Origin of the sequence: Roseomonas nitratireducens, from assembly GCF_017813355.1 — a bacterium.
GTDB classification, from domain to species: domain Bacteria; phylum Pseudomonadota; class Alphaproteobacteria; order Acetobacterales; family Acetobacteraceae; genus Neoroseomonas; species Neoroseomonas nitratireducens.
This window is the reverse complement of sequence record NZ_JAGIYZ010000007.1, coordinates 68,971-84,342: the sequence shown is the minus strand read 5'-3', so window position 1 is coordinate 84,342 and position 15,372 is coordinate 68,971. Positions and strand designations below refer to the sequence as shown.

The following is a 15,372-nucleotide window of genomic DNA, read 5'->3' as shown; positions in this document are numbered from 1 at the left end:
GCCCGGGCAAGGCGCCTTGACTTCCCCCTCGGCCTGGGGCACTCAGCGCGCCCTGCGGTGGACGGGGCTGTAGCTCAGTTGGGAGAGCGCGTCGTTCGCAATGACGAGGTCAGGGGTTCGATTCCCCTCAGCTCCACCACAGCGCACCAATCCCCCTGATCAGACAGTTGCCCCAAGGGCCAGGACCAGTGCCGCTGCGGCATGCAGCGCGGCCATGCCCAGCGAAAGCGGCCGCCGCAGCCCAAGCCACCAGGCGGGTGCCAGGCCTTCGGCCAGGAAGCGCCGGTCGGTCGGCAGCAGCACGGCGAACAGCAGCGCCAGAAGGACGAGGCCCGCGACCGGCGGCGCCAGCACCGCCGGCCAGGCGACCAGGCTCGGGATGACGGAAATCACGAGCCGGCGCGGCAGGTCCTCCGGCACCGCGCGGGCCGCCGCCAGGCCCCACCAGGCCCCGCCGACGAAGCTGGCGATGACGGCGCCATAGGCGATGCCCCCGCGCGCGGCGATCTCCCGCGCCTCGGGCCAGGCGAGCATGGCGACGAGCATGCCCAGGGTCGGCATCAGGCCCGACAGGCCCAGCCAGAGCGCGGCGCGCGGTACGGTCGATTCGCTCATGCGGTGTCTCCCGCCCCCTTCTGCGCGGGGGCGGGGCGGGCTGCCAAGGGGATCAAGCGGGGATCAGACGCGGATCCAGGTCTCGGAGAAGGCCAGCATGGCGGTCGAGATGCGCTGTCCCGCGATGTCGCGCGGGATCGGCGCGCCGGAGCGGATGCGCCCGTTCACCGTCACGCTCGCGGTCTCGCAGCCGACGAAGAGGCTCGGCATGTGGTGCTTGCCCGTCGCGGAATTCTCCGGCGGCAGGGCGAAGCAGAAGGGTCGGCCGAGGCCCGACCAGGTGAGCGACACGTTCATCTCCCCCGCGCGCACCGTCTCGCTGTAGGTCGTGATGGCGTCGCCGCTGGTGCGCACGCTATCGAGCCGGCGGTATTGCAGCCCCGCCAGCCCCGGCAGCCCGCGCCAGGCGCCGAAGTGGGAGACGTAGTCGGCGATCAGCCAGCGCGCGAGCGGCTCGTTGTCCGTCAGGCAGACATTGGGCGCATCCGCCGGCGCCTCGGCCACGTGCGGGGAGAGCATCAGCACCAGCGCGTGTCCCCGCCCATGCGGGGACAGCACGACGCGGAAGAAGGAGGCGAGGGTGGTGAAGGGCCCGGACGGGTCCTCCTTCAGCGATATCCCGGGATTCTCCCCGGACCATTCGACGGTGCCGGGGAAGACGAGGGTCTCGGCCATGCTGGGGAATCCTGCTGGGTGTGAATGGGTCAGCCGCGCCGGGGCCAGGGGCCTTCGAGCGCGGCGCGCGTCTCGGCGACGCCCTCGGCCCAGATGCGGGCCATGGCTTCGTCATCGACCTGCCAGGGGCCGCCGAAGCTGCCGTCGCCGAGCATCTCGCGCACGGCGGCGGGCGGGGAGGCCTTCATCAGCGCCATGTCCACCGGCGGCTTCGCGCCGGCCGGCGCCGGCGCGTGGGCCAGCCGCGTCCAGGGGAAGTTCTCCATCCAGTTGCCGTGGCTGCCGGACCGGTCCACCGCCATCGCCGCGGCCCAGGTGCGCGGCGCGTTGTACCAGTTGTGGAACCGGATCGAGAGCCGGGGATCCTCCGTCATCATCTCGAGCGCCAGCGCGCCGACCGGGGCGTTCCCGCCATGGCCGTTGACGATGAGGATGCGGCGGAAGCCCGCGCGCGCGACGGAGGTGATGAGGTCCCGCGCGACGGCGAGCAGCGTCTCCACCCGCAGGCTGACGCTGCCGGGGAAGGCGGCGAAATACGGTGCGAGGCCGAAGGGCATGGCGGGATAGACCGGCACGCCGAGCGGCGCGGCCGCTTCCACCGCGACGCGTTCCGCCAGGATCGCGTCGACGCAGAGCGAGAGCTGCGCATGCTGCTCCGTGCTGCCGAAGGGCAGCAGGCAGCGATCGTCATGCGCGAGGAAGGCCTCGATGTCGGACCAGTTGCTGTCCGCGATCCTCATCGGGCGACAGGCGCCACGTCCCAGGCATAGGTCTCCTCGTCGCTGCGGCCCACGCGCAGCGTCACGCGGTCGCGCCGCATGGCCCAGGCGGAGCCGACGGCGGCGATCGGGATGACCACGCGCTCGGCGGTGAAGAGCGCGCCGACCTGCTGCAGAAGGTCGCGCCGCTTCGCTTCGTCCAGCTCGACATTCGCCGCCTGGATCAGCCGGTCGATCTCGGGGTTCGAGAAGCCGTTCCAGTTGAAGGCGCCGAGGCGGAGCTCGCGGTTGTTCGTGTGCGCGTTGGCCGCGTAGTAGTAGTTCGCCTCGCCCGTCAGCGTGCCCCAGCCCGCCATGATGTTGGACAATTCGCCGCGCGCGCGGGCGGGGAAGATCACGGCCGCGGGCTGGCCGGCGGCCTGCACCTCGATCCCGATGCGCGCCAGCATCTGCGCCATCGACGTGCCCACGCCGTTGTCCCCCGGCAGGCGGTTGTTGGTGAAGTTCAGCACCATGCGGAAGCCGTTCGGGTAGCCGGCTTCGGTCAGCAATTGCCGCGCCCGCGCGACATCCGTGCGGGGAATCTGGATCGTCGGGTTGAAGCCGAAGATGCCGGGCGTGACCATCTGGCCCTGCGGCGTGCCCAGGCCTTCCATCGCCACCTCGGCCAGTGCGCGGCGGTCGATGGCGAGGTCGATCGCCTCCCGCACCCGGGCGTCGCGATAGGGGTTGGCAGGCAGTCGCGAGCCGTCGCGCGCCGTCACCTGCGGCGTCGTCTCCCGCATGTCGAGCGCCAGGTTGAAGACATAGACCGTCTCGGTCTTCAGCACGGCGATGTTGCGGTCGCGCTCGAGCGTCGGCACGTCGGCCGCCGGCACGCGCACGATCATGTCCACCTGGCCGGTGCGCAGCTGCGCGACGCGCGCCGCGGGGTTCGAGATCTCCCGCCGCACCACCCGCGCCCAGGCCGGGCGCGCGCCCCAATAGGTGTCGTTGCGCTCGACGGTGAATTGTTCCCGCGGCGTCCAGGAGCCGAAGCGATAGGGGCCCGTGCCGATCGCCGCGCGCCCGGCATTGAAGGCCTCGTTCGACGTCTCCGGCGCCAGCCCCGCGGTGGCGCGGGCGGAAACCACGAACAGGCGGATGAAGTCGTTCGGCAGCGTCGGCGCCGGCCCGTCCGTCACGACCTGGACCGTGTGCGGATCGACGATGCGCACTTCCCGCACGCGGCGGACGTAGATGCTGGTCGGGTTGGGGCCCGACAGCGTCTGCATCCGGCGGATCGAGGCGGCGACATCCTCCGCCGTCATGTCCGACCCGTCATGGAAGCGCACGCCGCGGCGCAGGCGGAACTCCCATGTGTTCGGGTCGACGATGCGCCAGGATTCGGCAAGGCCCGGTTCGACCTGCAGCTGGTCGCCCGAATGGGTCAGGGTGTCGAAGACGTGCTTGAGCGATTCCGAATGCGTGCCGGTCGCGGTGAAATGCGGGTCGATGCTCTCCGGCCCGGCGATGACGCCCATCGTCAGCGTCTGGGCCGATGCGGCGCCGGCCAGCAGCGCGCCGGCGGCGACGGTGGCGAGCGCAAGGCGTCGGGCATTGCGGGGCATGGGTGTCCCTTTCCTCGTGAAGCGTTCCTTGGCCGCGGATGCTGGAATGCCTTGCGCGCCCTGTCCACTGCCCGATACTCGGCGCGATGCTCGGCTACGTCATCCAGCGCCTGCTGCAATCCGTCCTCGTCATGCTGGCCATGTCGGCGCTGGTCTTCGCCGGCGTGCACGCCATCGGCAATCCGATCGACGTGCTGATCAGCCCGGATGCGACCCAGGACATCCGCGACCAGGCGATCCGCCGCCTCGGGCTCGACCTGCCGCTGTGGGAACAGTACCTGGCCTTCCTCGGGCGGCTGCTGCGCGGGGATTTCGGCACCTCCTTCGTGTTCGGCATGCCGGTGCTGGACCTGATCCTGTCGCGCCTGCCGGCGACGCTGGAACTGGCGATCGCCGCCGTGCTCGCGGGCACGCTGATCGGCGTGCCGCTCGGCATCTATGCGGGCTACCGGCCGGATGGCGTGCTGTCCCGCGCCATCATGGCGGTCTCGGTGCTCGGCTTCTCGGTGCCCACCTTCTGGGTCGGGCTGATCCTGATCCTGACCTTCGCGGTGAACCTCGACTGGCTGCCGGCGGGCGATCGCGGGCCGGTGGTCGAGGTGTTCGGCATCGGCTGGTCCTTCCTGACGCTGGAAGGGCTGTCCTTCATCGCGCTGCCGGCGCTCAACCTTAGCCTGTTCAAGCTGGCGATGATGATCCGCCTGTCGCGCGCCGGCACGCGTGAGATCATGCTGACCGACACGGTGAAGTTCGCGCGTGCCGCCGGGCTTTCCGACCTGACCATCCTGCGCCGGCACGTGCTGCGGCTGATCGCAATCCCTATCGTCACGGTGTTCGGGCTGGAACTCGGCTCGACGCTGGCCTTCGCCGTGGTGACGGAAACGATCTTCTCCTGGCCCGGCGTGGGCAAGCTGATCATAGATTCCATCACCTCGCTCGACCGGCCGGTGATGGTCGCCTACCTGATCCTCGTCGCCTTCCTGTTCGTGACGATCAACCTGGTGGTGGACCTCTCCTACGCGCTGCTCGACCCGCGGCTCCGGCGCGGGGGGGCGGCGGCGTGAAGGATTTCTGGCGCGAATACGCCGAGAACCGGGTGGCGCTGCTGGCGCTGCTGGTGGTCGCGGCCTTCATCGGCACCGCGCTCGCCGCACCCTGGATCGCGCCGCAGGACCCCTACGACCTAGCGGGGCTCGAACTGGCCGATGCGCGCAGGCCGCCGGGCTTCGTGGGCTCGGGCGGCTATGCGCACCTGCTGGGCACGGATGCGCAGGGGCGCGACCTGTTCTCCGCCATCCTGTACGGGCTGCGCATCTCGCTGCAGATGGGGCTGGTCGCCGGCGCCGTGGCCATGACGGTCGGCGCGCTGCTCGGCATCCTCGCCGCCCAGGCCGGCGGATGGGTGGAGACGGCGATCATGCGGGTGGTGGACCTGCAATTGTCCTTTCCCGCCATCCTGCTCGCCCTGGTGCTGGTGGCCGTGCTGGGGCAGGGCAAGTCGCAGCTGATCATCGCGCTGGTGGCCGCGCAGTACGCGTATTTCGCCCGCACCGCCTATGGCGCGGCGAGTGCCGAGCGGCGCAAGGACTATGTCGAGGCCGCGGCCGCCACGCCGCTTTCGACGTTCCGCATCGTCTTCCGCCACATCCTCCCGAACGTGCTGCCGCCGCTGATCGTCGTCGGCACGGTGCAGGTGGCGAACGCGATCTCGCTGGAAGCCACGCTGTCCTTCCTCGGCCTCGGCCTGCCGCCGACGGAACCCTCGCTTGGCATGCTGATCGCCAACGGCTTCCAGTACATGATGAGCGGGCGGACCTGGATCTCCGTCTATCCCGGCATCGCGCTGATCGTGCTGATCGTCGCCATCAACCTGGTGGGCGACCAGCTGCGCGACCAGACCAACCCGAGGCTGCGCCGGTGACCGCGCCGCTGCTCTCGGTGCGCGACCTGCGCACGCATTTCATGACGCGCGCCGGCGTGGCGAAGGCGGTGGATGGCGTGTCCTTCGACCTCGCGGCAGGGGAGATCCTCGGCCTCGTCGGCGAAAGCGGCTCGGGCAAGAGTGTCACGGGCTTCTCGCTGCTCGGCCTGGTCGATCCGCCGGGGCGCATCGTCGGCGGCTCCATCCGCTTCCAGGGGCGGGAGCTGGTGGGCATGCCGCCCGCGGCGCTGCGCGCCCTGCGCGGGCGGCACCTCGCCATGGTGTTCCAGGACCCGCAGGCGACGCTCAACCCGGTGCTGACCATCGGCGCGCAGATGGCGCTCGCGGTGCAGGCGCATGAACGGGCCTCCGACCGCGCCGCGCTGGACCGCGCGGCGGCCGTGCTGGCGCGCGTCGGCATCCCCGAGGCCGCGCGGCGGCTATCCGCCTATCCGCACGAATTCTCGGGCGGCATGCGGCAGCGCGTCGCCATCGCCACCGCCCTGCTGCACGGCCCGGCGCTGATCGTGGCGGATGAACCGACGACGGCGCTCGACGTGTCCATCCAGGCGCAGATCCTGGCCAAGATGAAGGCGCTCGCCGCCGAGAGCGGCACGGCGCTGATCTGGATCAGCCACGACCTCGCGACGGTCTCCTCCCTCGCCGACCGGGTGCTGGTGATGTACGCCGGCCGTATCGTGGAAAGCGGGCCGGTCGGCGCGGTGCTGCGCGCGCCGCTGCATCCCTACACGCGCGGCCTGCTCGACAGCCTGCCGGCGATGGCCACGCCGGGAGAGAAGCTGCGGCAGATCCCCGGCGCGGCGCCCTCGCTGCTCGCGCTGCCCGCCGGCTGCGCCTTCGCGCCGCGCTGCCCGCGGGCGGATGCCGCCTGCGCCGCGCCGCCGCCCGAGGTCGCGCAAGGCTCGCGCCGCGCCGCCTGCCACCACCCGCTTGAGGCCGCGGCATGACCGGGCCCGACGACATCCTGGTGGCGGAGGCGCTGACGCGCCGCTTCGACCCGCGCCTGACCATCGGGGACCGCATAGCCGGCGCCCTCGGCGCGCCGGTGGAACGCCGCCCGCTGCGCGCGGTGACGGATGTCTCCTTCGCCATCAGGCGCGGGGAGACACTCGGCCTGGTCGGCGAATCCGGCTGCGGCAAGTCGACGCTGGGGCGCATGGTCGCCGGCATCCTGCCGCAGACCTCCGGCCGCGTGACGCTGGACGGCAAGCCCGTGATGGCGCGCGGCCGCAAGACGACGACGCGCATCCAGACCGTCTTCCAGGACCCCTTCGCCTCGCTCAACCCGCGGCGGCGGATCGGCGAGACGATCGCCGAGGGCCCCATCGCCCATGGCATCGTCACGCGCGCGGGTGCCCCCGCCTTCATCGCGGAATGGCTGGCGCGCGTCGGCCTCGACCCCGCGGTCGCGCAGCGCTTCCCGCATCAGTTCTCCGGTGGGCAGCGCCAGCGGGTCGCGATCGCGCGCGCGCTGGCCATGCGGCCGGACCTGCTGGTCTGTGACGAACCCGTCGCCTCGCTCGACGTCTCGATCCAGGCGCAGATCCTGAACCTGTTCCTCGAATTGCGGCAGGCGCTCGGCCTCACCTGCCTGTTCATCTCGCATGACCTGTCGGTCGTGCGGCATGTCGCGGACCGGGTGGCCATCATGTATCTCGGCCGCATCGTGGAGGTCGGGCCAGCCGCGCGAATCCACGCGGCACCCCGCCACCCCTATGCGCGGGCCCTGCTCGACAGCGTGCCGAAGCTGCGGCTGGACGCCACCTCGGTGACCTTCCGGCCGATCGCGGGAGAACTTCCCTCTCCGCTCGCCCCGCCGGCGGGATGCGCCTTCCACCCGCGCTGCCCGCGCGCGAGCGATCTTTGCCGGAGGGAGCGGCCGGACCTCGTCGCGGGCGAAGACGGTGCCGCGCTCGCCTGCCATCATCCGGAGCCCGCGGCCTGACCGTTGCGCGAGCGATGTTGCAGGGCAGCATTTAGGGTGCCAAGTTTGCGCAGCACCTTCGCAAGGACTGCGCGATGCTTCCGACCCTGGTGGGGCTCGACCATCTGGTGGTCGCCGTGCGCGACCTTGACGCCGCCGCGGCGCAATGGGGCGCGCTCGGCTTCACGCTGTCGCCGCGCGGCACGCACAGCGCGCATGTCGGCAGCGCCAACTACACGATGATGTTCGGGGAGGATTACCTCGAGCTCCTCGCCGTGCTCGTGCCCCAGCCGCACAACCAGGCGCTGCGGGACTTCCTGTCGAAGCGTGAGGGGCTGGAGCGCGCCGCCTTCACCACGACGGACGCCGCGGCGGGTGCCGATGCGCTGCGCGCCCGCGGCGTGGATTCGCAAGGGCCGCTGCATTTCGGCCGCCCCGTGCCGATGCCCGACGGCACGAGCATGGAGGCGCGCTTCTCCGTCTTCCGCTGGCCGGCCGCCACCTACGCCGCCGGCCTCGGCATCTTCGCCTGCCAGCACCATACGCCGGAGGCGGTCTGGGTGCCGTCGCTACAGCGCCACGCCAACGGCGTCACGCGCATCCGGCGCGCGCTCGCCGCGACGCCGGATCCCGCCGCCGCCGCGGCGAAGCTCGCCGCCGCCATCGACGGCACGGCGCGGCAGGAAGGCGCCTTCCACCTCGTCGCCACCGGCCCGCGCCGCGCCGAGATCGGCTTCGCGCCGCGGGCCGAGATCGCGCGCCTTGCGCAGGTCGATGCAGCCGCGCTGCCCGAGGAAGGCGGCGCCGCCATGGTGCTCGCCACGCCCACGCCCCGCCCGCCCGGCCTCGCCACCGGCGTCGCCGTGATCTTCGAAGCCGAATGAACCTACGCGCAGGAGAGAGACCATGACCGCAGTCACGCGCCGCGAGACCTTCCTGCTCGGCGCCGCCGCCATGATCCCCGCCTCGGCGGTCGAGGCTCAGGAGACACCGCGCCGCGGCGGCGTGCTGACGGTGCATTTCGCGACCGAGCAGCGCATCCTCAACCCGTCGCTGCAGGCCTCGACCGGCGTCTACATCGTCGGCGGCAAGATGCAGGAGGCGCTGCTCGACCTCGACGCGCAGGGCAATCCGGTCGGCGTGCTCGCCGAATCCTGGGAAAGCGCGCCAGACGGGCTGACGCATGTCTTCCGCCTGCGCCGCGGCGTCACCTGGCATGATGGCCGGCCCTTCACCTCCGCCGACGTGCAGTTCACGGCGATGGAGATGTGGAAGAAGATCCTGAACTACGGGACCACGCTGCAGCAGTTCCTGACGGAAGTGCAGACGCCGGACCCGCACACCGCGATCTTCAAATACGAACGCCCGATGCCGCAGGGGCTGCTGCTGCGCGCGCTGCCGGACCTCGGCTACATCTCCCCCAAGCATGTCTTCGAGACCGGGGACATCCGCCAGAACCCGGCCAACACCGCGCCGGTCGGCACCGGCCCGTTCAAGTTCGTGCAGTACGAACGCGGCCAGTTCATCATCGCCGAGCGCAACCCCAACTACTGGCGGAACAACCAGCCCTATCTCGACCGTGTGGTCTGGCGCGTGGTCGGCGATCGCGCGGCGGCAGCGGCGCAGCTGGAATCCGGGCAGATCCTGTTCAGCCCCTACTCCTCGCTCTCGATCGCCGACCTCCAGCGCCTCGGGCGCGATCCGCGCTTCGAGGCGACGACGCGCGGCAACGAGGGCAATGTCCGCACCAACACGCTGGAATTCAACTTCCGCAACCCGATCCTGGCCGATATCCGGGTGCGGCGCGCCATCGCGCACTCGCTGAACGTGCCCTTCTTCATCGAGAACTTCCTCGGCCCCTTCGCGAAGCCGGGCACGGGGCCGATCCCGTCGGTCTCGACCGACTACTATCCGACCGAGGCGATGCCGCAATACGGCTTCGACGCCGCCCTGGCGAACCGCCTGCTGGACGAGGCCGGACATCGCCGCGGCGCCGGCGGCGTGCGCTTCTCCCTCCGCCTGCTGCCCGCGCCCTGGGGGGAGGACATCGCGCTCTGGGCCACCTTCATCCAGCAATCGCTGCAGCAGGTCGGCATCCGGGTCGAGGTGGTGCGCAACGACGCCGCGGGCTTCCTGCGCAGCGTCTACAACGAGCACGCCTTCGACCTGGCCTCGGGCTGGCACCAGTACCGCAGCGACCCCGCGGTCAGCACCACCGTCTGGTACCGTTCGGGCAGCCCGCGCGGCGCACCCTGGACGAACCAATGGGGCTGGACCGATGCGCGCATCGACGGGATCATCGACGCCGCGGCGACGGAGGTCGATCCCGTGAAGCGCAAGGCGCTGTACGCCGACTTCGTCCGCGCGGTGCAGACCGAACTGCCGCTGTGGATGCCGATCGAGCAGATCTTCGTCTCGGTCTTCAACCGGCGCCTGCGCAATGCGGGCAACAACCCGCGCTGGGCGTCCTCCACCTGGCACGACACCTGGCTGGCGTCGTGACCGCTTGAGGATCCTGCGCCTTGCGCTGCGGCGGCTCGCCGCATCGCTGCCGACCCTGCTGTTGATCCTGATGGGCATGTTCCTGCTGCTGCAGCTTGCCCCGGGGGATACGGTCGATGCGCTGATGGCGCAGATGGGCGGCGGCGACGCGGCGCTGGCGGAGGAGCTGCGCCGCTTCTACGGCCTCGATGTCGGGATCGCCGCGCAGCTGTGGCGGTATCTCACGCGGCTCGTCACGCTCGACCTCGGCTTCTCGGCCATCTACGGCAAGCCGGTCGCGACGGTGATCCTGGAACGGCTGCCGCCGACCATCCTGCTGATGGTCTCGGCGCTGTCCTTCGCCTTCTTCTTCGGCCTCGTGCTCGGCGTGCTCGCGGCGCGGCGGGTGAACCGCTGGCCGGACACGCTGATCTCGACGCTTGGGCTGGTGTTCTACGCCACGCCGTCCTTCTGGTTCGGGCTAATGGCGATCGTGCTGTTCAGCGTCTACCTGCAATGGCTGCCGGCGGGCGGCTTCTACGACATCACCATGGGCTACACCGGCATCGCCGCCATGCTCGACATCGCGCGGCACCTGGTGCTCCCCACCCTGACGCTGGGACTGATCTTCCTGGCGATCTACCTGCGCATCATGCGCGCCTCGATGCTGGAGGTGCTGTCGCTCGACTTCGTCCGGACCGCGCGCGCCAAGGGGCTGACGGAAACCCGCGTCGTCGCGCGCCACGTGCTGCGCAACGCCATGCTGCCGATGGTCACGCTGATCGGTCTGCAGGCGGGCACCATGCTCGGTGGGTCCGTGGTGGTGGAAAGCGTCTTCGCCCTGCCGGGGCTCGGGCGGCTCGCCTATGAAAGCGTCGTGCAGCGCGACCTGAACACGCTGCTCGGCATCGTCTTCGTCTCGGCGCTGCTCGTCATCGCCATCAACTTCGTCGTGGACATCCTCTATGCGCGGCTCGACCCGCGCATCTCGGCGGAGTCCTGATGCGCGCGCTGAAGGCCTATCTGCGCAGCCCCGCGGCGCTGATCGGCAGCGTCATCCTGCTGGCGGTGCTGGTCATGGGCCTGGGCGCCGCTTGGTTCTATCCAAGCGACCCGCTCGGCCTCGCCGGCCGGCCGCTGCAATGGCCGGGGCAGAATCCGCGCTTCCCGCTCGGCACGGATCCCTCGGGGCGGGACATCGCGGCGCAGATCGTCCATGGTGCGCGCATCTCGCTGCTGATCGGCTTCGTTGCGACGTCGATCGCCGTCGTCATCGGCATCGCCATCGGCTCGCTCTCGGGCTTCTACGGCGGCCTGGTGGACACGGTGCTGATGCGCGTCACGGAAGCCTTCCAGACGCTGCCCAACTTCCTGCTGCTGCTCGTCCTGGTCGCCGTCTTCGGCAGCACGATCCAGACGGTGACGATCGCGATCGGCATCGTCTCCTGGCCGCCGGTCGCACGTCTGACGCGGGCCGAGTTCATGACGCTGCGCACGCGCGACTTCGTGCAGGCCTGCCGCGTGCAGGGGCTCGGCGACGCGCACCTGATCCTGCGGGAAGTGCTGCCCAACGCGCTGCCGCCCGTGATCGTCTATGCGTCCGTCGTCATGGCGGTGGCGATCCTGCTGGAAAGCGCGCTCGCCTTCCTCCAGCTCTCCGATCCCAACGTGCCCTCCTGGGGCAACCTGATCGGGCTCGGGCGCAACGTGCTGCGCACCGAATGGTATGTCTCGGCGATTCCCGGCCTCGCCATCCTGCTGACCATCCTCGGCGTCTCGCTGGTCGGGCAGGGGCTGAACGACGCGCTGAACCCGCGGCTGGCGAGCGGCCGATGACACGCCTGGCCGTCGAGGGCCTGACCATCCGCCTGCCCAGGGGCGCCGACCGTCCCTACGCCATCGAGGACGTCACGCTCTCCGTCGCCGCCGGAGAGATCCTCTGCGTCGTCGGCGAGAGCGGCTCGGGCAAGTCCGTCACCGCCTCCGCCGCCATGGGTCTGCTCGCGCCGGGCCTTGCCATCGAGCGCGGCCGCATGGCGCTGTCGGGCGAGGACCTTCGCGCCAAGTCGCCCGAGGCCTGGCGCGCCATCCGCGGCCGGCGCATCGCCATGGTGTTCCAGGAACCCATGACGGCGCTGAACCCGCTCATGACCGTCGGCCGGCAGATCGGCGAGATGTGGCGCGTCCATCTCGGCCTCGGCGCACGGGAAGCCGAGCGCCGCGCGCTCGCGGCGCTGCGGGAGGTGAACCTGCCCGACCCGGAGGGCGCGCTGCGCGCCTTCCCGCACGAACTTTCCGGCGGCCAGCGCCAGCGCGTGATGATCGCCATGGCGCTCGCGCTGGAACCCGAGGTGCTGATCTGCGACGAGCCCACCACCGCGCTCGATGTCACCACCCAGGCGCAGGTGCTGGCGCTGATCAAGGACCTGCAGCGGCGCCACGGCACGGCGGTGATGTTCATCACCCATGATTTCGGCGTGGTGGCGGAAATCGCCGACCGCGTCGCCGTCATGCGCCTCGGCCGCGTGGTGGAGGAAGGCACGGCGCGGGAGGTGCTGACCGCGCCCCAGCACGAATACACCCGCGCGCTGCTGCGCGCCGTGCCAGCGCTCGCCCCGCCCGTCCCGCGCGCCTTGAGCCCGGACGCCGTGCTGGAGATCCGGGGGCTGACCAAGACCTACGTCTCCCGCGGCCTGTTCCGGCGCCGCAAGCCGGTGCGCGCGCTCGATGCCGTCTCGGTCACGCTCCGGCGCGGCGCGACGCTCGCAGTGGTGGGCGAAAGCGGCTCGGGCAAGTCCACGCTGGCGCGCTGCGTGGTCGGGCTGCTGGGGTCGGAAGGCGGGGAGATCCGCATCGACGGCGCGCCCCTGCCGACGCGGCGGCGCGACGCGGCGCGGCTGGTGCAGATGGTTTTCCAGGACCCCTACGCCTCGCTCAACCCGCGGCGCCGCGCCGGCGCGCAGGTGGCGCAGGGGCCGATCGCCGCCGGCACGCCGCGCGCCCAGGCCCAGCGCGATGCGCGCGAGCTCTTCGCGATGGTCGGCCTCGATCCGGAGGCGGTGAACCGCTACCCGCACGAATTCTCCGGCGGCCAGCGCCAGCGCATCGGCATCGCCCGCGCGCTCGCCATGAAGCCCACGGTTCTGGTGGCGGACGAACCCGTCTCGGCGCTCGATGTCAGCGTGCAGGCGCAGGTGCTCGCGCTGCTGCGGGAATTGCAGGACCGCCTCGGCCTGTCGATCCTGTTCATCACGCATGATTTGCGCGTGGCCGCGCAACTCAGCGACGAGGTCGCGGTGATGCGCAACGGCGTGGTCGAGGAAGCCGGCCCGATCGGCGAGGTCTTCGCCGCCCCGCGCAGCGACTACACGCGCAGCCTGATCGCCGCGATCCCGGGCCGCGCGATGTTCGCCGGCTGAAGGATCAAGCCCCGAAGCCGGCGCCGGCGAGCCGCGCGCGCACCGTGTCCGACGCCAGCGCTGCCAGGAACGCCTCGACGGCCGCGCGCCCGGCCCGCGCCTCGGGGAGGAAGAAATCGTAGTGCTCGTCGGCGAGCGCCAGGAAGCCAAGCCCGTAGTCACGCGCCACCGTCTCGATCGCCACGCCCCAATCCGCGCGCCCCTGCGCGACAGCGGCGGCGACCGCGTTGTGCGACTTCGGCTGGTTGGCATAGCCCGCCGGCCGCGCGCCGCCGAGCAGCCCGTCGAGCAGGATGCGCGTGCCCGACCCGGCGTTGCGGTTCACCAGCAGGCAGGATGAGTCGCCCGCCGCGCGCCGCACCGCCGCCGCGCCTTCCAGCCCCTCGAAGCGCGGATCGCCGGGGCGGAACACCACGCCCTGGCGCCGGCGCCAGCCGCGCACCAGACGCAGCCCGGGCGCGAGGAAAGTCTCGTTGTAGGCGCCCGACGCCGGGTCCAGCAGATGCGCCGGGGCGAGGTCGCACTCCCCGCGCTTCGCCGCGGCGAGGCCGCCGAGGCTGCCGACGGCGAGTGTGCGCGCGCGCAGCCCGTCGGCCGCGAGCGCATCCAGCACGATGTCGAGTCCGACGCAGTGGCTGCCGATCAGCACGAGGTCGGGTGGCCGCGCCGCGCCGCCGATCAGCCGCACGCCGACCGGCGTGTCGGCGTCCGCCCCCGCATCCAGCGCGGGGATGGCGAAGAACCCATCCGCCTGGGAGAAGGCGGTGACCGACCCCGACCCCTTGCCGAGCGGAAAGGCGGCGAGGCCATCCGCGGTCTCGGCCAGCGACACCATCACATATTCGGTGCGGCCGAGCTCGCTCGGCGTGCGCACCGCCAGCCGCGCGGGCGCCGTCGTCTCCTCCCGCGCCGGCAGGCCCGCCAGGGCGCGCAGCACGGGCACGACAAATTCGTGGAAGGTGAAGACCGCGCTGGTCGGGAAGCCGGGCAGCACCACCACCGGCGTGCGGCCGGACACCGCGAGGCAGAGCGGCTTGCCCGGCTTCAGCGCGACACCGTGCACCAGCACCCCCGGCGGCTCGAGCCGCGACAGGATGCGATGGGAGACATCGCCCGCGCCCTTGCTCGTGCCGCCAGACATGACGACAAGGTCGGCGCGCGCCAGGCCATCCCGCAGCGCGCCCGCCAGCGCGGCTTCCTCGTCGCGGAAGATGCCGAGCGGGATGGGTTCCCCGCCATTCTCCACCACCGCGGCAGACAGGATCGCGGCATTGCTGTCGGCTATGCCGCCGGGCGGCAGCGGCGCGCCGGGCGGCACCAGCTCGTCGCCGGTCGAGATCACCGCCACGCGCGGCCGCCGCACCACGGGCACCGTCGCATGGCCGGCGGCTGCGAGCATGCCGATCTCCCGGCTCGTCACCACCGTGCCGGCGCGCAGCAGCGCTTCCCCGCGCGCGATGTCGCTGCCGGCGAAGCCGATGAACTGGCCGGGGGCGAGCGGGCGCTTCAGCAGCAGCACCGGTCCCTCGGAATCCTCCTCCAGCGCCGTCCACTCGATCATGGCGACGGCATCGGCGCCGCGCGGCAACATACCGCCCGTGGCGATGGCGGTCGCTGTGCCGGGCAGCAGTTCGACCGCCGGGGCGACGCCACAGGCGAGCACCTCCGCGTTCAGCCGCAGCCGGCGGGGCGCGGCCTCGCTCGCGCCCGCCGCATCCGCCGCGCGCAGGGCGAAGCCGTCGACGGAGGACCGGTCGAAGGGCGGCGCGTCGCAGGCCGCCGTCACGGTGCGCGCGACGACGCGGCCGAGGGAGGCCGCGAGCGGCACCTCCTCCGCCGCCAGCGGCCGCAGGTCGAGCGCGGCGTGGAAGCGCCGCGTCGCCTCCTCGGCGCTCACCACATCGAGGAACTGCTCCTGCCGCGCGGCGCGGCGCACGCGGTCGAGCAGCTTGGCGGGATCGGGCCGGGGCGGCGGGGCGTCGGGCAT

14 protein-coding genes and 1 tRNA gene are annotated in these 15,372 nt (G+C 71.7%); 10 read left to right on the top strand and 5 right to left on the bottom strand.

From position 1 onward, the window contains the following. Positions 1 to 63: 63 nt before the first annotated feature. Positions 64 to 139, top strand: a tRNA-Ala gene (locus J5Y09_RS09120). Positions 140 to 159: 20 nt separating this feature from the next. On the opposite strand, the gene J5Y09_RS09115 is transcribed toward J5Y09_RS09120, so the two are convergent. From J5Y09_RS09115 to J5Y09_RS09100, 4 genes are all read right to left on the bottom strand, one after another. After that, a complete protein-coding gene (locus J5Y09_RS09115) occupies positions 160 to 615 on the bottom strand; it encodes a DUF3429 domain-containing protein (RefSeq protein ID WP_209351446.1) in 456 nt (151 codons plus the stop codon). A gap of 63 nt (positions 616 to 678) precedes the next feature. Then, entirely contained in the window at positions 679 to 1,290 is a 612-nt protein-coding gene (locus J5Y09_RS09110) for a hypothetical protein (RefSeq protein ID WP_209351445.1), read from the bottom strand. A 29-nt stretch (positions 1,291 to 1,319) separates the two neighbouring features. Further along, on the bottom strand, positions 1,320 to 2,030 hold the full coding sequence (locus J5Y09_RS09105; protein ID WP_209351444.1) for a creatininase family protein: 711 nt from the start codon (positions 2,028 to 2,030) through the stop codon (positions 1,320 to 1,322). Then, complete coding sequence (locus tag J5Y09_RS09100; RefSeq protein ID WP_209351443.1) at positions 2,027 to 3,619, bottom strand: ABC transporter substrate-binding protein; 1,593 nt, start codon at positions 3,617 to 3,619, stop codon at positions 2,027 to 2,029. Before J5Y09_RS09100 ends, J5Y09_RS09105 begins: the two co-directional genes overlap by 4 nt. An 86-nt stretch (positions 3,620 to 3,705) precedes the next feature. On the opposite strand from J5Y09_RS09100, the gene J5Y09_RS09095 reads away from it, so the two are divergent. The 9 genes from J5Y09_RS09095 (at position 3,706) to J5Y09_RS09055 (ending at position 13,385) form a co-directional block, all read left to right on the top strand. Next, on the top strand, positions 3,706 to 4,683 hold the full coding sequence (locus J5Y09_RS09095; protein WP_209351442.1) for an ABC transporter permease: 978 nt from the start codon (positions 3,706 to 3,708) through the stop codon (positions 4,681 to 4,683). Then, positions 4,680 to 5,540, top strand: coding sequence for an ABC transporter permease (locus tag J5Y09_RS24745; protein ID WP_209351441.1), 861 nt, complete (start codon positions 4,680 to 4,682; stop codon positions 5,538 to 5,540). Before J5Y09_RS09095 ends, J5Y09_RS24745 begins: the two co-directional genes overlap by 4 nt. Further along, positions 5,537 to 6,508: an ABC transporter ATP-binding protein gene (locus J5Y09_RS09085; protein ID WP_342451443.1), complete on the top strand. Its 972-nt coding sequence runs from the start codon at positions 5,537 to 5,539 to the stop codon at positions 6,506 to 6,508. Before J5Y09_RS24745 ends, J5Y09_RS09085 begins: the two co-directional genes overlap by 4 nt. Beyond that, positions 6,505 to 7,506 carry an ABC transporter ATP-binding protein gene (locus J5Y09_RS09080; protein WP_209351440.1) on the top strand — a complete coding sequence of 334 codons (1,002 nt, stop codon included), beginning with the start codon at positions 6,505 to 6,507 and terminating at the stop codon, positions 7,504 to 7,506. Before J5Y09_RS09085 ends, J5Y09_RS09080 begins: the two co-directional genes overlap by 4 nt. 74 nt (positions 7,507 to 7,580) lie before the next feature. Beyond that, entirely contained in the window at positions 7,581 to 8,369 is a 789-nt protein-coding gene (locus J5Y09_RS09075) for a VOC family protein (RefSeq protein WP_209351439.1), read from the top strand. Positions 8,370 to 8,391: 22 nt separating this feature from the next. Next, the gene (locus J5Y09_RS09070) at positions 8,392 to 9,987 is read left to right on the top strand and encodes an ABC transporter substrate-binding protein (RefSeq protein WP_209351438.1); all 1,596 of its coding nucleotides are present in this window, start codon (positions 8,392 to 8,394) and stop codon (positions 9,985 to 9,987) included. A 4-nt stretch (positions 9,988 to 9,991) separates the two neighbouring features. Further along, positions 9,992 to 10,969 carry an ABC transporter permease gene (locus tag J5Y09_RS09065; RefSeq protein ID WP_209351437.1) on the top strand — a complete coding sequence of 326 codons (978 nt, stop codon included), beginning with the start codon at positions 9,992 to 9,994 and terminating at the stop codon, positions 10,967 to 10,969. Beyond that, positions 10,969 to 11,802, top strand: coding sequence for an ABC transporter permease (locus J5Y09_RS09060; RefSeq protein WP_209351436.1), 834 nt, complete (start codon positions 10,969 to 10,971; stop codon positions 11,800 to 11,802). The genes J5Y09_RS09065 and J5Y09_RS09060 overlap by 1 nt, the downstream gene beginning before the upstream one ends. Continuing rightward, entirely contained in the window at positions 11,799 to 13,385 is a 1,587-nt protein-coding gene (locus J5Y09_RS09055; RefSeq protein ID WP_209351435.1) for an ABC transporter ATP-binding protein, read from the top strand. The genes J5Y09_RS09060 and J5Y09_RS09055 overlap by 4 nt, the downstream gene beginning before the upstream one ends. Positions 13,386 to 13,389: 4 nt before the next feature. Here J5Y09_RS09055 and J5Y09_RS09050 read toward each other — a convergent pair whose 3' ends face one another. After that, positions 13,390 to 15,372, bottom strand: a complete 1,983-nt coding sequence (locus J5Y09_RS09050; RefSeq protein WP_209351434.1) for a molybdopterin biosynthesis protein — start codon at positions 15,370 to 15,372, stop codon at positions 13,390 to 13,392.